At 56.3% G+C, this 20,419-nt stretch carries 16 protein-coding genes and 1 pseudogene; 1 reads left to right on the top strand and 16 read right to left on the bottom strand.

Translation table 11 applies throughout. The features are described from left to right. Positions 1 to 441 precede the first annotated feature (441 nt). From KUF59_RS09695 to KUF59_RS09655, 10 genes are all read right to left on the bottom strand, one after another. Positions 442 to 1,449, bottom strand: a complete 1,008-nt coding sequence (locus KUF59_RS09695) for an aldo/keto reductase (RefSeq protein ID WP_212461569.1) — start codon at positions 1,447 to 1,449, stop codon at positions 442 to 444. After that, positions 1,446 to 3,113, bottom strand: coding sequence for a GMC oxidoreductase (locus KUF59_RS44350; protein ID WP_212461570.1), 1,668 nt, complete (start codon positions 3,111 to 3,113; stop codon positions 1,446 to 1,448). Before KUF59_RS44350 ends, KUF59_RS09695 begins: the two co-directional genes overlap by 4 nt. 594 nt (positions 3,114 to 3,707) lie before the next feature. Then, a complete protein-coding gene (locus KUF59_RS09690; RefSeq protein ID WP_212461571.1) occupies positions 3,708 to 4,433 on the bottom strand; it encodes a polysaccharide deacetylase family protein in 726 nt (241 codons plus the stop codon). Further along, complete coding sequence (locus KUF59_RS09685) at positions 4,430 to 5,611, bottom strand: glycosyltransferase family 4 protein (protein WP_258769387.1); 1,182 nt, start codon at positions 5,609 to 5,611, stop codon at positions 4,430 to 4,432. Before KUF59_RS09685 ends, KUF59_RS09690 begins: the two co-directional genes overlap by 4 nt. Before the next feature lie 17 nt (positions 5,612 to 5,628). After that, entirely contained in the window at positions 5,629 to 6,639 is a 1,011-nt protein-coding gene (locus tag KUF59_RS09680; RefSeq protein ID WP_212461573.1) for a glycosyltransferase family 2 protein, read from the bottom strand. 100 nt (positions 6,640 to 6,739) lie between these two features. After that, the gene (locus KUF59_RS09675; RefSeq protein WP_212461574.1) at positions 6,740 to 8,152 is read right to left on the bottom strand and encodes an O-antigen ligase family protein; all 1,413 of its coding nucleotides are present in this window, start codon (positions 8,150 to 8,152) and stop codon (positions 6,740 to 6,742) included. Between the two features lie 97 nt (positions 8,153 to 8,249). Continuing rightward, entirely contained in the window at positions 8,250 to 9,254 is a 1,005-nt protein-coding gene (locus tag KUF59_RS09670; protein WP_212461575.1) for a glycosyltransferase family 2 protein, read from the bottom strand. Positions 9,255 to 9,566: 312 nt separating this feature from the next. Beyond that, positions 9,567 to 9,815 carry a hypothetical protein gene (locus tag KUF59_RS09665; protein WP_212461576.1) on the bottom strand — a complete coding sequence of 83 codons (249 nt, stop codon included), beginning with the start codon at positions 9,813 to 9,815 and terminating at the stop codon, positions 9,567 to 9,569. 170 nt (positions 9,816 to 9,985) lie between these two features. Next, positions 9,986 to 10,759 (bottom strand): hypothetical protein, encoded by a 774-nt coding sequence (locus tag KUF59_RS09660; protein WP_258769386.1) that lies wholly within the window; start codon positions 10,757 to 10,759, stop codon positions 9,986 to 9,988. Positions 10,760 to 10,919: 160 nt separating this feature from the next. Next, positions 10,920 to 11,882, bottom strand: a complete 963-nt coding sequence (locus tag KUF59_RS09655; protein WP_212461578.1) for a class I SAM-dependent methyltransferase — start codon at positions 11,880 to 11,882, stop codon at positions 10,920 to 10,922. A 1,127-nt stretch (positions 11,883 to 13,009) separates the two neighbouring features. Here KUF59_RS09655 and KUF59_RS44045 point away from each other — a divergent pair. Next, on the top strand, positions 13,010 to 13,924 hold the full coding sequence (locus KUF59_RS44045) for a class I SAM-dependent methyltransferase (RefSeq protein ID WP_309500961.1): 915 nt from the start codon (positions 13,010 to 13,012) through the stop codon (positions 13,922 to 13,924). A 51-nt stretch (positions 13,925 to 13,975) separates the two neighbouring features. Here KUF59_RS44045 and KUF59_RS44525 read toward each other — a convergent pair. The 6 genes and pseudogenes from KUF59_RS44525 to KUF59_RS09620 form a co-directional block, all read right to left on the bottom strand. Further along, a pseudogene (locus KUF59_RS44525) lies at positions 13,976 to 14,219 on the bottom strand (transposase domain-containing protein); the annotation flags it as partial. Between the two features lie 2 nt (positions 14,220 to 14,221). Beyond that, positions 14,222 to 15,484 (bottom strand): glycosyltransferase, encoded by a 1,263-nt coding sequence (locus KUF59_RS09640; RefSeq protein ID WP_258769385.1) that lies wholly within the window; start codon positions 15,482 to 15,484, stop codon positions 14,222 to 14,224. Positions 15,485 to 15,551: 67 nt separating this feature from the next. Continuing rightward, complete coding sequence (locus tag KUF59_RS09635) at positions 15,552 to 16,709, bottom strand: glycosyltransferase family 2 protein (RefSeq protein ID WP_212461582.1); 1,158 nt, start codon at positions 16,707 to 16,709, stop codon at positions 15,552 to 15,554. 113 nt (positions 16,710 to 16,822) lie between these two features. After that, positions 16,823 to 17,968, bottom strand: coding sequence for a DegT/DnrJ/EryC1/StrS family aminotransferase (locus tag KUF59_RS09630; RefSeq protein WP_212461583.1), 1,146 nt, complete (start codon positions 17,966 to 17,968; stop codon positions 16,823 to 16,825). Positions 17,969 to 18,274: 306 nt separating this feature from the next. After that, positions 18,275 to 19,132 carry a glycosyltransferase gene (locus KUF59_RS09625; RefSeq protein ID WP_212461584.1) on the bottom strand — a complete coding sequence of 286 codons (858 nt, stop codon included), beginning with the start codon at positions 19,130 to 19,132 and terminating at the stop codon, positions 18,275 to 18,277. Positions 19,133 to 19,421: 289 nt separating this feature from the next. Then, positions 19,422 to 20,414 (bottom strand): NAD-dependent epimerase/dehydratase family protein, encoded by a 993-nt coding sequence (locus tag KUF59_RS09620; RefSeq protein ID WP_212461599.1) that lies wholly within the window; start codon positions 20,412 to 20,414, stop codon positions 19,422 to 19,424. Between the last annotated feature and the right edge of the window lie 5 nt (positions 20,415 to 20,419).

Here is a 20,419-nt window from a genome sequence, read left to right as displayed (position 1 = left end):
TATACATAGGTATGCTGGGATCGAAGGCACGCCGTCGCCACTACATAACAGCCTGCCAATCGACGGCTCTACAGCAGAAAACAAATTAAATAGATCGATTCCCGAGATTATCTACCGCCGGATACAGAACAATATTTGACGCGACATCCTTTCATCTGTGGACAATCAAAAGAAGACCGTCCGGCGATTCTCGGTTCGATGGTTGCTGGACGATGTTAAACCGACAATCGCCATGCCGGCGGAGCCCTCGTTGCGGGCAGACGAAGAGGTCGAGAGATGCGAGCGCCCGCGGATTAACCTGGGGGGTCGATGTCCCCTCGCCCGGCACAATCCCGAACACCTGCTGACCCAGTAAGGTCGCAACGCCATGCTCGATCAAGTCCTGCCTGCGACCACCCCATCAAGACAAATCACTGTCGTCAGTCTGCACCGGTCAGAAGTTCAGCCTTGAAAGCTCGCTTCAAAAAACTCGGCAACGTGCTTTCTCGCCAACAATGCATTCAAGCCCGCGATCTGCTTCTCATCGATAGCTCGACTGCGAACAGATTTCACGTTTGCCACAACATTCGCCGGATTGGATGAGAAGAAGATAACGATCCCGTTTGGATTTGCATTCAGCGCATGAGCCAGAAGTAGATGGGCCAATTCTGTTGAATCGCGCGGGTCTACCTGCGTCAGCGAATGCCATTCAGCTGCCATTCGCTCATCCGACAACAATCGATCAAGCAATATGTTGAATCGACTGGTCAGAGAGGAATGCGTAATCACTAGGCCATCAATTGTCGGAAGCTTCCTAACGTTCATATTCCAGATGGCGCTCGGTATCTGCACTACGTCGAACAACGCTGCATGTCTCTTGAGGATGGACGTCGTCTCCTCTATCCCCGTCGCTATGCCCACGGCTCGAATCTTCCCTTCACGCTTAAGATCATCGAGAAAATGGAGTAGGTCCGTTTCCTCTAGATCGGCGGTGCTGCACTCATGCAAGAGTAAAATATCGAGATAGTCTGTACGCAATTCCTTGAGGCTGGTCTCGACACTTTTTCGGAATTCCAAGAGTCCAAAGGCCCCGAAACGCGGCACGGAGGTGGACGGCACCGGCAGGTAGTTCTTTGAACTTGGCGCGACCTTGTGCAGAAGCCGAATGCTGCGACCCATTGCGCGTACATGAAGCGCTCGACTTTGTGGGAGGATGCCCGCCTTGCTTGCCAGAACTAGGCGCTCCCGCTTTCGCGCTGTCAACTCTCCCAAAATGCTCTCTGCGCGACCGGCACCATACATTCGCGCAGTATCAAAATATGTGACCCCGCAATCCATAGCTGCTTCGAGCAACCTGAGAGCCTCACGGCGGGTTCGTCGCTTGCTCAACAATGCACCGGATCCGAAACCAAGCGGGAGCATGTTTCGCGGAAGGATTTCTCGGAACCGCTCGGCCGTCGCAACCGTCATGACGCCGTATCTCCGGCTAGCCCGAATGCGGTTTCTCGCTTTGTTTGGGCGACGGCGCTCACCGCGTGATGGCATGCGCGCGCGGTCAGAGCGAGAATGGTCAAGGTGGGATTTTGCGTGCCCTGAGACGGGAAACAGGCACCATCTGTGACGTACAATCCTTGCGCGTCCCAGCACTGGTTATTTGGATCGAGCACCGAGGTCGCGGGGTCGATACCCATCCGGGCGGTCCCGCATTCATGTATCGCGGAGCCTGGCGGGGCCGGCCGGCTATTAAGGCGGCTCAACGTCACGCCAGCTGTTGCGGCGATCTCGCGTATGGCAGCCGCCTGATCGCGGGCAAGCGCCAAGTCCGCTTCGCTATAGCGACAGTCGATATGCAATACAGGGATTCCCCATATGTCACGTCGTGTGGGATGCAGCGCTACACTGTTTTCGGCACGAGGGAGCATTTCACCGAAACTAACCGCCGTGAAATGGGAGCGCCCGTGCCCTCCCGGAAATTGATACAACTGCACGCCAAATCCTCGCCCGCCCAGGGGCGCGGGCCTGTCGCGTGCATCGAAGCGTGGAAGGTAGATCGCGCACCCATCTTCGAGCACCGGGCCGGGCTTCAGCGGCGCCCCTCCGCCCCACCCCGTCACTAGAACATGGTCCATCAAGTAGCGCCCCAGCGCGCCAGATTCTGCCCCGAGTCCCTGGACCGCGTTTGATGAACGCGAAAGCAATAGTATTCGGGTTGACTCTAATGCTGACGCGCAAAGAAAGACCAATGGAGCGCAAGCGCGTACGTCGGTTCCACTCTGTTGATCGAACCAGACTACGCCGCGTACTCGACCAGACCGATCAACGTCGATCTGCCTTACAACTGCGCCCTCACGGCATCGAAGACGCCCGGTAAGAGCAGCGCCCTCCAAGGCATCCAGCGGCGCCGCAAAGCGGGTGAGCATCGGCCGCGAGTGAGGCCATCGTGCGCCAATCGCTGCCATCAGTGCGAATTGATTCAGTGAAGGCTCAAGTTCTCGCGAGAGATGACTGTCAGGCTGCCATGGTACGCCATCCATGGCACCGGCAAGCTTTAGCCGTCGCTCGACCGTCGAATACCAAGGGTCCAACTCGCCTGGCTCAAGCGGCCAAGGCGCGCTCAATCCGTCACCCGGCGCAAGGTCGGAAGAGTTCAGGCGATAGTATTGCCGGCCGTGTCCTGGAAGGCCCACGCGCCCGCCGAGCGTTCGCGCGCGTATCCAGACAAAAGGTTGGTCGGGTGGCGTCGCATACGGGCAATCGCGATCATCTACAAAAGCTTCCGGCACGCGGCCCCAAATACTGCAGCGAGATTGAATGGGTTGACGCAGCAAGCCGACGCTCTTCAACGCAATCCGTCCCAAGGGAACGGCCGTGGGAGGGAGGAAGCGAAGTGTGGCGGGGTCGGCTAACCTTCGAGTTATGGTTGCCGTCGCGCGGCGCAGCCAAGAGCGTTGCGCCGATTGACGCCACCCGGCGTCAAGCACAAGCACGCGCAGGCCAGCCTCTGCGAGTAGGAGTGCTGCTAGTCCGCCAGCGGCTCCACCTCCGACTACTATCGCATCCTGCGCGCCCGCGGCCCGCGACTCGTCGATCGTTGTGGCACGTAGTGCAGCATCAAGGGCTGGCCCGATCCGCATTAGATTACCTCTAGGGCAAAGGTTGGTGGCGGAAAGCGTAAGGCAGCGCGTTAAGGAATGCTCGGCCGCCTCTCCAATTAAATCAAATAAATAAAATTAAATCAATAATACGCCGGATATTAACATTTTCCAAGATCTCGGTCCCCAGGCCTACTTGGGCGACGTGCTGTGGCGTAAGTCCGGGCGAACCAAGAACCATCAGCTGCACGAGCTGCTCCCTGGAACAGGAAGGCGGCGCACCAGCACGCACAGACCTCTGCATTAGGGAGCGTCGTCATAAGGCTTGGTCATCGATGGCGAGCCGCCACTTGAGAGCTCGAGCGATGGCTGCAGGGCATCACGGCCTGCTTCTGCCCATCCTGCTGCATTGTCGCGACGATCAGCGCCGTCCGCTGCTTGGACCACCACGAAGAGGCCACGAGACCAAGGACTTTCTGTGCAACACCTACGCCGATATTCCCGCGGCGGTCGAGGCCTTGCGGCAGGGCGGCCAATCCGCATTACGAGGTTCCATGCACTACCGCGAATTGAGGCTGCGGAGCCTGACCCGGGGTCGAACTCGGCCGGCGTTCCGTTGAGCTTCAACCTAAAGCGTTATCGATACCGCCAGCGCATCAGTTGGCGATAGAGCCCGAGCTTTGTGCTGATCCTCCAGGCCAAGCCACGCATCACATCCGGATCAAGCAAGTGCCGACGCATGTACTCCGCGTCCATCTTGTTCGTCAGACAAAGGCGGGAATAGAGAAAGGATTCGAACCCGCGATGATACCCATGCTGGATTGTAAAGAGGTGCGTGTATCCCGCCTTCAGAGCCGCGTCCCAAACGCGTCGGGAAAAGCGCCCGTATGGGAAGGCGAAAAGGGTTACTTGTTGCCCGAGCCGATCCTCCAGCACCGACTTCGACATCGTAAGCTCGCGATCGAGTTCGACATCCGCGACGGTGGTCAGGTCGGCATGGGCCATGCCATGGGAGCCAATCACAACGCCGGCCCTGCCAAGTTCTTCAATCATGTCCCAGCTCATACGTCCCGGCGAGCCCACAAAATCCACAGGGATAAAGGACATGAACCCCGGAATCCGACCGGTCTTCACGTAACGAGCATAGACATGCGTGTAGTCTGAAAGAAATCCATCGTCGAACGTGAGCAGGACCGCACCGCTGTGATTGCTCTTCGGATCGGGGCAATGCTTCAGAAACGTCTGAGGCGAGACCAGCATGTCCCCGCAAAGCGCGAGATGCGCATCGAATATTTCATGCGTCAGGCACCACGCATTCGACGGCGATGCTTCCACCAGTTCGTGATAGTTCAGGACAATCATAGAGCTTGTATCAATTCTGAGACACGCCGACTCCAGGCCCGCCAGTTCAGCCGGGCCTCGAAGGCGTCGCGGCTCGATTGCCTCAGGCTTGCCAGTCGGTCCGGGTTCGCAAAGGTCCTGGAGATGACGGTGGCATAGTCCGCCTTCGCCGCATTCGGCGGCAACAAGATGCCTGTCTCGCCGTCGCGGACAGCGCAGGGCACGCCGCCAGTGGCCGGCGCGATGCTCGGTACGCCATGGGCCGCCGCTTCGCAAAACACGATCCCCCAGCAATCTGCCCGCGTCGGCAACAGAAAGAAATCCGCGTCGCGATAGAGTTGATCCAGCCTGTTGCGCTGCTCACGATCATTCTTGTCGAGATAAGGGATGATCGTCAGGCCATCCTGAGTGACTGGCTTAGGCGGAGTACATCCGCAGATCACGAGTTCCGCCTCCATGCCCCCGTCCCTCAGTTCAGCGAGGGCCCCGACCGCGATGTCAGCGCCCTTCTCTTCCCAGTTGGCGCCGATGAAGAGGAGCCGGCAGGGACCCGGCTTGCGGCATCCAAGCACGGAGCGACGATCCGGCGCTTCTTCGAGGTTGGCGCCCCAAGGAATGACATGCACCAGACTACGGTCGGCCCCGTAATCCCTAATGGCGGATTCGGCCGCCCATTCCGACGGGTAAAGGATCAGATCCGCGCGCGCGATCGTATCGCGTTCCAGGCGTTCAGCGATGTCGCGAGCGGCCTTCGACAAGTTTCGATAGTTAGGATGGTAGTTGTCAACGAGCCGAAAGGTCGCGTCGGACGCATAGACCAGCGGAACGTCGTCAGGCACACTCCAGGCAAAGGTGGATCCAGCGGGCGCGAAGACAATATCGGGCGACACCGCGCGAATTTTTCGGGCCGAGTCCGCCGCATACTGTGCAACGACAGGCCCTGCGTGGATTGGGGAAGGGCCGCGCCTGCGAAAGTTACGACAAAGCCTGGAATACGCCTGATATAGAGGCAGGATCGGTGCGCTCAGGGGCCCGATATGGACCACCTCGTGACCTTCTCCCGAGAGCGATTTAGACATGTGAAACGGGGTGCCGGACCAGAACCTGACCTCGCGCCCATCGCCCATCGTGGCGAATGCGATCCGCCGCGCCGCCTGGCTGTCGGAGATGTGGCTCTGAGTCATTTTATTCTCGTACATACGGCGCACCCGGCAGATTATCGCCCTGACACGTTTTCCTTTCTAAAGACGGCAAGCGAGCGATCGCTGGATAGAAGCACCTTTTTCAAACCGGCAGTAAGAGACAGGGGCATAAGAGCCACGCCGGCTCGCATAATGAGAGGGACGTGGCCCGTCTCCGCAAATCCTCGAGCGTAGGTCGAGATCGATTTCATTCGTCTTCCTGAATGCAGATAGATCCCTCCCAAATCCTTGCAATGCCGAGCGATTGCACGATTTGCCGCTTCAAGTGCCTCGCGATCTCGCCGAAGCCCTTTCTTTTCGCTCACTGCCAGCTGCAGCAACGAGGATTTATCCTCTTCTTGGAATTTCGAAAGTGTCGAATCGTCGAGAACTCGCATAACCGCAAGCTTGCGATTGACGTATCCAAATCCATAATGCTTCGAGATTCTGAGGTACAATTCCCAGTCCTCGCCCGAACACCATGATTCATCGTATCCTCTAAACTCATCCAGAACAGCGCGCCGGATCAACACTGCAGTCGGTTTGATAGGCACTTCTTCCAACAAGCATAGATACATCTCACGGTTGCTGAAAACAAAGACGTCGGAATCCGAGTGCGCGTGCGATGCGAGCAACTTCGGAAATGCACGCATGCTCGAGCTAATCGACGAGACAGATTTGCCGCGATCGACTTCAACGTCACAGAATACCGCGCCAATCTGGTGGTGGCGCTGTAAAACATCAATGAGACTGCCAAGCATCTCCGGCTTCCACAGGTCATCTGAATCCAGATGAGCGATGATATCGCCTTTGGCAGCCCTTATGCCCGTGTTGCCCGCCGCACTGACCCCGCGGTTCTGATCATGCCGAATGTAACGAATTTTGTCGCTTCGAATCCTCTCCACCGCTTCCGCCGTGCCGTCTGAGGATCCATCATCAACGACGATTATCTCAAAATTACCGTACGTCTGTCGCAAGGCACTATCGATCGCTTCCCCGATGATATACCCCCGATTGTACGTTCGTACGATAATGGAAACCAACATGGCTTAGTCCTGCGCAGCACGAGAAATCCTGATCGGCATGCCTGCCCATCACTTAGGTCACCTTTGCTGGAAAGGCCGGCTTCTCCGCTTGGCACGCCTGTTACGACCGCGCAGTCCAGCGCCTGCGGTAATCGTCTCCGGTAATCGAATCATACCTCGCTGCCGCTCGTGCGGCTCTATCGCGCAATACCGCGGTTTCCGCGAGGTTCGCTCGCATCCCGGTAAAGACCGCGATAAGGATCCAACAGATCCCCCAAAAGTGCACCATGAATCCCAAAAAAACGATTGTTGTTAAGACAATTCCGAGCGCCACTGATAGCCGTCTCTCTTCGAGAGTAAGCTGAGGCGATTTGTCGATCGAGCCAAGCCAGCATGCGCTTGCAATTGTCAAAAGGATCAACGCGCTTCCGGGAATTCCATACGACATTGCGGTGGCAAGCCAAAAGGCATCCACGCTCGAACTCACAAGCGCGCCGTGCGCCTGCCAATTCCAGTCGCCGCGCAAACCAATTCCGAACATTGGCGAACCGAGTACCACAGGGCCCGCCGTCTCCCAGATCGCTTGACGGGCCCAGGCCGCCTCCGGATTTACTCCGCTAAGTCGTACAAGTGTTGCGACAGGACTGTTAGAGAAAGTGAAAACAGTAAGGAGTACGGCGGTCACACACGATCCGACCAACTTCCATCGAGCTGTGAAGCGAGGGCTTGCACTATAGAAAATCGCCAGCGCAAATCCGATCAGATAAGCCAGCAATGGACTCCGCGCCTGCGAAAACCACACTCCGATGAGCGCGACGCCGGCAATAGCCCAGCCGAATACCTGGTGCCTAAACGTAGTGAGGGCCACGGTCCCAAACCAAACGCAAACGGCACCTAATAATATCGAATGCTCCAGCGGCCCCATCGCGCGGACAACCCCGTCCCGATAGAACGTCTCGGCCTTCAGTGCTAATGCGTCTTCATAACCGGGTTTCACATAACCGGTAATGCCTTTGATGAACTCATAGGTGAACAGTCTATCACTCAGGGGGTCGAGAAGCGCGATGCCGACAATCAGAATAATGAGCTTGCAGGTGAAGCGTGCGAGACGCACGGAACTATCGACGGGACCGAGAAGATACCGGAAAGTCAAGTATGCGCCGGTGAATTCAATTGCCGCCATTCCAGCTCCTTTCAGACCGTCAAGACCATCCGTGACGGTGGCAGCCAACATCATCCAAACGCCCGCAAGCGGAGCCAAGATATCCGAGGGGACGCAGACTGTAGCCGTGCTGGCGCGCTGAAACAGCTGCGATATCGCGGCGATGGACAAAAGAAAAATCAGAACTCGAGCAACCGAGAGCCGAAAGTCACCGAGAAAGAAAGATAGGCCTTCGGGCAAAAAAATAGCGACCAATAATAGTTTCAGATATAGTTCCGAGCCACCTGCCGCATGCCCAACTAGACTCTGCTGCCCATCCTGCAGATAAGCAAGTTGAGGACCCGAATCCAATTGTAGACTTTTGCGGCTCAACGCGAAGACCTCTCATGCCTGAGACATTCCGCAACCGGGAAACAGCCCTCAAAATTGAGGCGTCGCATAAAGCGACCGTCCCGTCCTAAGAAGCGCTTCATTTCGCCGTCTCCAAAGGAGTCGCCAGGAAGGTACGACGTAGGCGGCGCACTGTGCTGGGTGAAATCAAGGCGTAAACCAGCGCCTTGTAATAATGCGGATCGGCGGGATGCAAACAAGCACATTGCCAACCCGTCCTCAAAGCCGACAAGCGACGGTTTGACCGACGCCAATCCAACACGCTCCTCATAAAATGGGCGGCGATATTGTTATCCAGCACGCTGTTATGAGACCTGTGGCCGCTATCCTCGCATTCTGCCTCAAATCGCAAACCGCGCCGCTCACACGCTCGCCTGAAGGCCGCAACCTCAAACTGCTTGCGCCACGTTGGCGCACGTCGGGTAAGTGAATTGGGAAGAATGCGGTACGCGTAAAGGCACTCGCCCAATACGATCATCGGATGCACCTCCCCGATTCTCCATATGTAGTCGCAGGTCTCGGCAACCTTCAATGACGGCTCGAACCGCATATCGCCAACCAACGACATTCGAAACATTCCCGTGGGATCAAGGGCAGGCATTTGAAAGGCTCTAATCACGGACTGGCAGTCGTCCTCACTTTTCGGCGCAAACACCGGCGCCATGAATCTCCCGTCAATTATAAGCTCGTTACCGCAAAATACGGCAGCCAAATGAGGATTGTTGAGCAGCGCACGAACCTGCTTTTGAATTCGCGTTGGATAGCTGATGTCATCCGCGTCTTGAATTGCGTAAAACTCGCCGCGGATCCGATCGAGCGCTCGATTGACAGCAACAGGCTTGCCTGAGTTCGCTTGATGGATCACGCGAACACGCTCATCTGCCAGCAAGTCTTGAACTGAGCTGAAACAGCCGTCCGTACTGCCATCATCGATAATGAGAATATCCAGATTCCTGTAGGTCTGATCAATGATGCTCAAGAGCGAAGGCCGAAAATAGCTGCCTGCGTTGTACACGCACATCACGACAGTGACCAAGGGACCTTCAGCCGTCCCTTCAGCGTTGAGCGGACGTGCTTGGGACATCACGCCGGACCTTCGGGCATCTCTTTTCGGAAGCGGTCAGAGACGGCGACCGCAAGCACACGAAATTCCAACTGCTCACCCTTTTGTCTGCATCTCAACGGAGCTCAGCACCAGCATACCGCCGGTCACACCCGAGAGGATCGGCGCCCCTCATCGGCGGCAACTTGCAGCATGAGAAGCTCACATTAAATCCTCACCACCGAAAACATAGATAAATCAATTTTAATTGCAATACTTATTTAAATCCAGCCGCCCTTCATGTGCGGTTAATTTAAATTCCGATTTAACTATTTTTCGTGGCGTCCGATAAAGTCACTGTTCCAAAAGAGATGCCTCACTTTCGTTCCATTTGCCATTTTGGGCATCTTGTGACCCACCACGGCCATGGTTTCCAATCACCTCGGCGCCGGCCTCGGCCAACTCCATGCCAGCGTTCTTGCGCAGCCGGTGCCATGGTGAAGCCTCGATCTTCGGGCTTGCGCGCTGGCGAATGGAGCAGGCGTGGTTGAAAATATGTTCCCGGCTGGTCCGCCAGTGCTCGCGGTGCAGAACGTCCCGCAAGGGCTTCGAAGTTCTCGTAGGCCGCATCGAGTTGGAAATCGGTCCCGCATCGCCTGGCATGCCGCATCTACTCGGGTCACCGTATGGTCCGCTTTCAGCGGTTGGAGCGGACCGGGATGTGGCAAGGCACGGACTTCGGTTTGTGACCAACACCGCAAACTCGTACGTCCTTACGGCTCGACGCGCTTCGGCGGCTTGATCGGCGAGCCCGGCTTCAGCACGCCATTCTCAATCGTCGCGTAGCGCACGTTCTCCCACTTTCTGATGTGATTGACGTGGCCCTTAACGTCGCTGAAATAGATTGGTCCATACGCAAATGGACCAACAAAGTACACGTTCTTGAGGTAAACGTCGTTGTCGCCGCTCACATCCGGATGCACCCGCAGACCGTAAGGTCCACCCCAAATCATGCAGTCCTGGATATCAATGGTGCCAGTCCAGTCATCGGCAATGAACACACCAGCTGTTGCCGACGTATTGTTCACTTTCATGGTCGAATTGCGCACTGTGAGCGTTCCCCGCTTGCCGGGCGCGTAAGCCTGGATGCCATCGGCATGATCGAGACCCTGTCCCGTTGCCTGAATCCAGCAATGCGTCACGCTGAAGTAACCGGCACCGCCGACGTGCAATCCCTCCCGGCCATCACAGCGACAGTAGTCAAAGTTGTTGTTGCCGCTACCGCCGAAGCTGACATCTCCCGACGCCGGCCCCGTGACCGACTTGTGGCTGGCATTCTCACCCGTTCCACACCAGACCTGCGACGTCGTTTCCGTCATGTTGGTGAACATCGGATCATTAAAGCTCATCGGGATGGTGCCCACGATTGGCGGATCGCGCGGCACGGGATCGGGAGCAACGGCGACATCCTTCGCCACCGGAGTAACCGTCCCGGAATAGTTGAGACCTGACCCCGACTGGGCTCGAGCCGCAAATGGCAAGGTCATGGCACCTGTCATGCAAAGGAATTGCCGCCTCTTCATGGCTCCCCGCTTAGCAAGTCGGCCAATCGTTTAATCTCATCCGCGGACCACGCGATTTTTCCGTCGGCACCGCACGTCGTATCGGATGGGCGCCGCGGGTGACCTATGACAGATGCTGTGCCCTTCAAGCGCCGCGCTCAAATTCCATCGAGCGTTGGTGCATGGCATGCTCGTCGCTGCCCGAGCTCACCCTGCGAGCGTATATCCGCACCATATCCCCAACATTGAGGTAGACGTAGTATTTTTCAAGACCGAGCGACGTCGCGAGGGCCGCAAGCCGATCCTGGGTTTTTCTGTTTTTCGCCATGACACCAATGTTGAACAACAGCCGACTCAGCGACATCGTTCGCCCTACCCGCTGGGTTTTAACGATTTCGAACCCGTGCTGCTGCAACAAAGCGGAAAGAGTCTTTTGGGTGTAAAAGAAGATGTGCCCGTCGCAGCTGACGCTGCGTTCCCGCCGCCCAAGGATCTTGAAGGTCCAGGAATCGTAAGTCGGCGTCTCGACCACAAAAAAGCCGCCGGGCTTGAGAACGCGATGCACTTGAACGACCGCGCGCGCTGGGTCATCCAAATGTTCGATCACATGCAGCATGATCGCCGCGTCGATGGACTCGGGTTTAAGCGAAGCGCTGTCCAACGTGCCGTGATGGACATCAAGTCCGAAGACGCGTCGGGCGTAGCCCACAGCGCAGCCGTCGGGCTCGATCCCTGAAACCGTCCACCCGCGCGAACGCAAGTAATCCAACAGCACCCCCGAATAGATCCCGATTTCGCAGAGCGCGCCCTTTCGAGGTAGAAACTCCTCCAGACGGCGTGCCATAGCTCGATAGTCCGGCATCTTGTCCGCTGTATGTTTGACCTGCCTGCTCTGATCCGTCAGGGTCGATGGCGAGTCGTTCAGATATTGCGACAAATTTCGTGTGTTCATGGGGAACGCGTACATCAACCCACAACCTCCACATCGGACGATTTGATTGACCTGCGCGCTTCCGGCCTCAAAAACGACGCCGTACTCCAGCGATCCGCAATTATTGCACTTGGCCACCGGCACCACATTGATGGCCTGTCGCTCTTTAGTTAACATGGCACGGAAACTCCGAGGTAGATGTGGGATGCCCGACGACTCTTTTTGAGCAAAGCGCCGTTAGGGAAAGGTCGATGCAAGCTTGCACCCGATCCTCCCCGGTTGGTTCGGCAGACCTTTGCACGATGCCTCCGCGCGCAAGGCAAGAATGTAGTTAATGGTCGCCCCAGCATCATCCCAGATCCGAAAGAAGCCGACCCTTCGGCTAGCGAAGTAACTGTCCTTTTTCGGATTCCGTCGGACACGCCGTCCGCAAGCACATGAAATTCCGACTGCTTGCCGCTTCTGTCTGCGTCCACAATAGATCTCGGCGTGGTCGCAAGCGGCATTTCATACCGCCTATCAACCGCAAGACGACCCTTCATTGATATTGATGTCCTCAACCAAGTCGGAAAGCTCCTCGCCTCCGTAAACATAAATAGATCTCTTTTTAATTTCAATTATTATCTAATTAAATTCGACCCGCGTCGATTTTGGTTAAATTCGCCTTTTATGCAGAATTAGTTTGGGCTGAGTGAAGAGACTCGCTGACCGATAGACCACCCCGTCCGAGTTCGCCCTCCATCCGGACCGCAATTGGGGCTGTCTATGCAGGGGCTCCGCGCCAGCTGCCGCAGCTCCGCCGCCAAATCGGCCCATTCAACAGCCGGGGCGATGATCCCATAGAACTGGGAGGCAAAGTCGTCATCCGCCTGACGGGAACCTGGCTCTCGAGGTTGGATGCCCCGCAGCGAGGAAGGACCTCCAGCACTCTCCTTGGAATTCAATCGAACGAATTGAATTAAATCAGCATTGTTTAATTTTGACGACGTTGGTTTTATTCGATACATTTATTCCAAGCGCACAAGTCTCGGCTAGAGCATCAGCACCACGTGCGGGCCATCGGGCCGGCGAGATCAACAGATGGGCGAGCGAGCACCCCTATGCTTCAAATGAATTTGCTGCAAAGTGACAGCACCCGTGACCCGATCAGCGGGTCTCGGAAGAGCGACCAGGCCGCAGGCAACGGTATCGACGGGCTCATTAATTTCGCCGCGACTATCATAGCAACAACGCCCACACCCGCTCACGCTTCTCCGATGCTGGCTGAGCCCGCTTCGATCCCCTGCTCCGGCTAGGTACTCGATATGATTTGTAAAGCTTGCTCGTCAGACAGCGAACATCGCCGCCACGTGTTTATTGAGATGATGTTTGGCACGAGAGAGCGGTTTGAGTACCAAGAATGTATTGATTGCGGGACGATCCAGCGCCTGTCGGATGTGGCCGATGAGAGCCGCCTTTACCCCGATGGGTATTACTCATTCGCCAAGCCTTCGCGAAATTCGCGAGTTGCCGCAATCAGGGACGCCCACGCACTCGGCACCAGAAGCATATTGGGAGCCGTGGCATCCCTTTTGAGGTACGACCCTATCGTAGCGGTCATCGGAAATTTTGGAATTGATCCTAGCGCTCGGGTGCTGGACGTAGGCTGCGGGTCCGGGAAACTTCTTCATAGAATGTCTGCCGCGGGGTTCAAGAACCTTACGGGAGTAGACCCTTACATTCTCAAGCCAACGTCAGGTGCCGTGAGGATTCAGAAATCGGATCTTCAGAGTATGTCCGGCGAGTTTGATTTCATCATGTTCAATCACTCGTTAGAACACGTGCCTGAGCCGGACCAAAGTCTTAGCAATGCAAAAAGGCTACTTGCGCCCGGCGGCCGCATTCTGGTTCGCATCCCAACTTCGTCCTCGCATGCATGGAGAGAGTACGGCCCGAACTGGGTGCAATTGGATGCTCCGCGCCACATTGTGATTCCCTCGCGCAAGGGCATGAATGCATTGGCGGAGCGCTGCGGTTTATCTGTTAGGCAGTCAATCGACGATTCTACCGCGTTTCAGTTCTGGGGGAGCGAAATGTACCGGAACTCCAAGCCGCTCGCATCATCCGGGCCAAACGATGTGTTTACCCGCCGGGAGTTGAGAAGGTTTGCCAACCGAGCGGCAAAGCTGAATATCGAACAACAGGGAGATCAGGTCGCATTCCTGTTGAAGGCTGCTTAGGACTGGATCGCCGTAAGCGCCGAGTTGAGTCCGTTGAGGCTTTGAAGTGCCAGGCATCATTGCGTCGATCCGAGAGATCGGCCAACCCTGCGCGACCTCCTCGAGAGTTTGTTTGAGCCAGGCATGCAGGTCGACGTCATTTATCTTCGCGGTTCGCAGCAGCGTGGCGATGGTAACCAAGGCCCGGCCGCCGCCGGGATGCCCGCGAAGCGCGCGCTTTTGTTGTGGTGGTTTGCGGCCTGATGGCCCGCTCGACGATGTTGGAGTCGATCTCGATCCTGCCGGCGCTCGGGAAGGTTACCCTGCGGGAGCATGGGACCTGGAAAAAAGGGACGAAAACTCGCTGCTCTTGAAATCGATATAAGAAACCACCTTGCTCATTGAAGTAGAAAGGGTGCTGTGTGAATATTTTTCCAGAACTACATTTTCAGCCCTTGTCACCAGCGCGTCATAGGTCGCTTCGTCGCTCAAAGTTCGATAGGCCTCACAAAAGCTAGGGCCATCATCGAATTCCAAAAAATGAACGCCAGAGACTACATCCAATCCTTCTACACCCTTCTTTGTAGAAATAATGGGTCTATCCAGCAGCGCTGCCTCCAGAACCTTCAACCGCGTTCCGCTACCCTCAAGTAGAGGTACAATAACCGCTCTACAATCTCTGTAGTACTTGATGACATCAGGGACATCGGGGTGCAACTCGACTCCCTGTGTTCGATCACAAACTTCGATTACCTCTGGCAACGGGCAACGTCCAACAACCAAAAGAACGGCATCGGGATACACATTCCTGTAGCGCGGATACACGCTCTCCAAAAACCAGAGTAAGCCGCTAACATTAGGCTGATAGTGAAGCGCACCAATAAACAGCAAGACGTGTCGCCTATTGAACCCGCTCTCCATGCGGAGTTCGCCTGGAGCTCTCGTCCCCAACGTGTTTGGTACAACGAAGGTACTTTCAGAGGCCCGTTCACCCCACAGATCTGACTTGTCCTTCTCAGAACATACTAAGCAGGCGCCAAAGACCGTCACACAACGAGTTTGATAGTAAGCCAGAAGCACCTTATTTATGGTGCGGAAGAGCATCCTCAAAGCATTATTCGTCGGTGCAAACAGCGTATCATAGAGCGAATGGGTCAGTACGTCATCAATATCAATGATGACCTTCCTTTTCGCGATTTGTGACAAGCCGAAAAACCCGCCAGTATTACGGAGGTACCGCACCAGCACATAATCGTAGCCGCCAGACTCTATTAGAGAGAACAATTTCTCCATCGAGGCTTTGCTATACTCTCTAACAGGATACGGAAAGCCACGAACCGAAATTCCGAACCGACCTCGCAAACTGCTAGGGTACTCCAGCTTCTGCAAACGATACTTCCCAGAAAATATGTCATCCTTCTCGAAATCTTCCTCCGCTCCTTCCGCGTGTACCGAACCGGAGTGCAAGTTCGAGAGATACGCAATATCGATTGGCCCAAGGCTAGCAAAGTACCTTGCTAGATTCATGGTTCTGATGTCAGCACCAGACTTCTCAGGCAGAGGAAACCTGTCGCTGATCACTAGGGTCTTCTTCATCGAATATACAGCGCTTAAAAGAGTCAGTTAAACACGGAAACTGATCCTTCGATCAGCCCCGCACCAAATGATCTCGAGCGGATCGCAGAAACTCGCGAACTAGCCGGCCTGGACCGCCGAATGAAAGAACAATCAACTTAAAAAGTACCGGCAACATGAAAGGCTTCAGCTTCAATCCTTTCAAGTAATATGATCTCGCTGATACAGAGTCGCCCCTTGAATAATAGAGATCAGCCAGTGCCACCATGATGCGTGAACGGATCCACGCTCTCTCCTGCTCGGTATAAGGACTACGATCGAGCGTCGATTCCACTTGCTGGAAATCTATAGTGGACCAGGATGTCTGTCCCATCCACGCGTAGGGTTTGGACGCACAGTGTTTAGCATAGAAGTTGGCAAGCGCATCCAAACAAGCCCTATACACTGTTAGGGCGCCTTTTTCTTTAGCCGCCTGCGATATCATCGTAATCACGGCCAGCTCGGAGTGCCAGCAGATGTCGATCCTTTCTTGAGTAATGGCGTTTGTCATACTGAGTTCGTGCTCTCGATAACACACCATCGGCTCTGCAAAATATGCGACGTCATAACTTAAGGAGAACAATAGCCACACGTACCAATCCCCGCCCCATATAAAGTCGACTGGAATTCCAGCCCACACTACGTCGACCGGGTAGAGGCTCAATTTCTCATAACAGTCACGTCGAACAAGCACCGACGCAGCCAGAATTGCATTTCCTTTTACCTTCAATGAGTGCTTGATAATCTCCTCTCCCCTGACGATCTTATCAGTGTCGCCATAGGTCGAGTAATCTATCACTCCACCTTCTTTCCCACCTCTCAGGCTAATCCCTGGACAGAAGGCGAGGCCGACTTCCGGATGACTTTCCAAGGTTTCGACATATCTTTGCAGTATGTACGGTTGGCGCAAGCGATCATCAGCCGATAGAAGCCAGACGTATTTCCCCCGACTTAAACGTATCCCCTTGTTGTAATTCCGGAGCGCTCCCAGATTTTGCTCGTTCCTGACATAGGTAACTCGGCTATCTGTGAATGTTTTGGCAACTTCTCCCGTGTCATCTGGAGAGCAATCATCCATGATGAGGATTTCAAAGTCCTCAAAGGTCTGCGAGAGAATGCTGGCGATACACTCCGGCAAGAGAGAGGCCAGTCGGTAACAAGGAACGACAAAGCTAACGAGCGGCTTTTGCATTGAAATAACCCGCCTATTCCTGAGCCATTAGCTTGCTATCGCTAGAAATTGGATTGCTTTCTTTTATCCCGCAAACTGACATCGTCGCGACCTTTGAGTAACGCGGCCTTTTGCTACGCATAAGCTTGGAGCTCTCTCCGTAACGCACAGGCGACCCGCTCCTGATCTTCCTTGCTCATCTGCGCGTAGATTGGCAGCAGAATCGAATTGTCCTGCGCGAGCTCGGACTGCCGCAGATCGTGGCGCTGCTTGTCGTTGGCGTACGGCGCTTCCCGGTGCGAGCACATGATGCCGCGTCGGGTCGCGATGCCCTGATCGAGCAGGCTTTGCATGACGGTGCGTTGGTCGACGCAGTCCGGCAGCCTCACGCAATAGCTCTGCCAGTTGGACCGCGCCCAATCGGGCTCGCCCGGCAGTCTCAGGCCTTCAAAGTTGCCGAGCAGTTCTCCATAGCGCGCCGCGATCACGCGGCGCCGAGACACCAGTTCAGGCAGCCGCTCGAGCTGCTTGCGTCCGACCGCGGCCTGTATATCGGTCATCCGGTAGTTGTAGCCGACCACCAGATAGTCCTCGAAGATCACCTGCGGTGAACCGTGCCGCACGATGTCCGGAACGCTCATGCCGTGCTGGCGCAACAGCCTGAACTTGTGGTCGAGCTTGGCATCAGCGGTGGTGAGCATCCCGCCCTCGCCGGTCGTGATCACCTTGCGAGGATGAAAGGAGAAGCAGGCGATCTGCCCGCGCGGCTTGCCGATGCGCTCCCAGTCGCCGTCCACCCGGATCTGGCTGCCGGCGGCGCAGGCCGCATCTTCGATCAAGACGATGCCATTGCGATCGGCCAGCGTGGCAAGGGCTGCCAGATCGCAGGGCATGCCCATCTGGTGGACGGCAATCACCGCGCGGGTGCGCGGAGTGATCGCTTCGGCAACCCGGTTGGGATCGATATTGTAGGTGCCGGGATCGATGTCGACAAAGACCGGCGTCGCGCCGCAATACCGGATGCAATTGGCCGTGGCGATGAACGAGTGGCTGGCCGTGATAACCTCGTCCCCGGGTCCGATCTCCAGGGCGGCGAGCGCCAAATGCAGGGCGGTTGTGCAGTTGGAAACGGCACAGGCATGAGGCGCACCGACCAGGGCCGCAAAGTCGCGCTCGAAGGCGGCCACCTGTGGGCCCTGCGAGACCCAGCCGGAGAGTACCGCTGCGCGCGCTGCGTCGGCCTCCTCCTCGGCAAGCAGCGGTAATGCGATCGGAATCACGGAGCTATCGCCCCCTTGCTGGCGAGCCGCCGAGACCAATTCGCGCTCAAACCTAGCGCTGCATTGATCTCGGATTTGACCCGGCGATCCTGAGCTTTCAAACTTGACAAGGGCATCAAGGACTTATTCCTATCTCGCACCGCAATCCGACATCGCGATTTATTTTATATAAATCTCAAATCAATCGCATTTATGTTTGGTATTTTAGTTAAATTAACTGACGGGGCATTTAAGATCAAGTTATCTACGTGCCGATGTAGCGTCCGATTTCCTACCCTTGACGCCCTCAAACGGAGCTACGGTCTCTCATTTGGTTGAATCTGATAGCGCTGCACGAGACGTCTCGTCGCGTTGCCAGAGATCCGCTCCACGTCTGTAACCTCTGGTTGCATTGTAACGAGCGACAATGTTTACCCCGCAATAGATCAACAACCCTGGCCATAGGCGAGGTTCTTTGAATAGCGCGATGAGCGCCCGGTTATTTGCCGCTCCTTTGTTGACGAGCAGCTCGGGAAAGCGCCGGGCGAGTTCGAATGTTCCCCTATAGGCGCGAGTTCTGACGGCGATAAGCTGCAGCAGAGTGCGCGGGGCGAATACCGTGGACCTCACGCAGGACAGTGTCTCCCGCTCTTCTGCTCTGAACTGAAGTCGAACATAGGTGTCATCAGCGGTGATGTCTGGAAATTGGCCGAACCGCATGCGTCCCGCCTCGGATACGGCGTAGACGCCGGAACCGCCGATGCCCTCGCGCGAAGACGGCAGCCGCGACCGCACTCCGAAGTATTTGCGGACGAGCCAGGAACAGCCCGCCAGATTGATGTCGGCCGTAGGCGCCACCGCCAAAACGTCACCTCGATCAAGGCGTCGTGCCAAAGCCAGAATGGCATCAACCGTAATGACAATATCGGCGTCAGCATAGATCCGCGGAAACACGTCCGCGATCTGATCACCAAGGTTCAGAGCGTGGGTCTTCCTTGCGATGTCCGATTCCACAACATTGACGGTTGGGCCGAAACGCCGGGCGACGTTCGCAGTGTCGTCTGTGCACCCGTTACAAACGACGACTACGCGGATCTCGTCCGAAGCTGGGGTACCGACCCATTGGCTCAACGTCCGTGCAATCACGGAACTCTCGTTGTGGGCTGGGACGACGATCGAAATCATGGCTGGCCCGGTCGGACTCGATCAGATTTGCGTATCTCTGGGTTCGATCAGTCTCATCGCGGTGCTTCAGCTCACAGGATGATGACCTTGCGCGGGTGCGGCGCAGATATCGACCGCCGATTCCACCGGCGAACCCGTGCTAAGGCTGCCATCTACGGACCCCGCGAAACCTAGCCGGATGGCACGGCCGCGCGTTCCGCCTCTGCCTCCTGAGACACCCGACCGGAAACGACGGCTGGGCACGCCGCTTCGGTCTCTTGATCTGCAAGGAGCGACATGGCGATCGGAATCACGAAGCCGCCGCCTGCCGCTGATGGTCCGCAGCGAGCTCGCGCTCGGATCGCCACCATTTCACGAGATCGGCGAGCCCCTGCTCCAGCGAAACAGTGGTGCGGAAGCCCAGCAAACGCTCTGCCTTGCCCGTCGATGCCAGCCGTCGTGGTACCGGATTGACCGAGCGCTCCGGCGCGAATTCCGGTGTCAGGCCGCGGTGTCCCATCACCGACGCGAGCACCGTAGCGAGCTCGGTCAGGCTGGTTTCAGTGCCGCTCCCAACGTTAAAGACCTCATCGGTAACCTTTGCCCTGGCCGCAAGGATGTTGGCACGCGCAACGTCGCGGACGTGGACGAAATCCATGGTCTGACGGCCGTCACCAAAGATAACGGGAGGCAATCCGGCTTCCAGCCGCTCCATCCAGCGGATCAAGACCTCGGTGTACCGTCCGTGGATGTCCATCCGGCTGCCATAGACGTTGAAATACCGGAATGCGACATAGTCGAGGCCGCATGCATCGTTGAATGCCCGCAGGAGCCCTTCGTTAAACGCCTTGGCGACTCCGTAGAGAGTTCGGTTGTTGTAGGCATTCTGCCGCTCTGTCGTCGGAAACTCCTCGGCCAGGCCATAGACGGATGCCGAAGACGCCGCGATGACCTTCTCAATATCGTGCTTGATACACAGCTCCAGCAGGTCGTAGGTGGCATCCACCATGACCTCCTTGGCCAGGCGCGGTTCGGCCGCACAATGAGTAATGCGGAGCGCGGCCTGGTGAAAGACGATGTCGGCAGCCTTGACCAACGCTTCCATCAGCTTGCGATCGCGAATGTCGCCGTGAACCAGCCTTACCGGCCCACGCCCGAGCGCGCGCCGGAGATTTTCCGGCCGGCCTCTGATCATGTTGTCGAGGGCAACAATCTCGATGCAGCCCTCGTCGCAGAGCAGATCAACGATGTGGGAGCCGATGAATCCCGCCCCGCCGGTGACCAGAACGCGTTTACCCTTGATATCAA

Origin of the sequence: Bradyrhizobium arachidis (genome assembly GCF_024758505.1) — a bacterium.
GTDB classification, from domain to species: Bacteria; Pseudomonadota; Alphaproteobacteria; order Rhizobiales; family Xanthobacteraceae; genus Bradyrhizobium; species Bradyrhizobium manausense_C.
The sequence above is the reverse complement of the archived record's forward strand: the minus strand, read 5'-3'. Positions and strand labels throughout refer to the sequence as shown.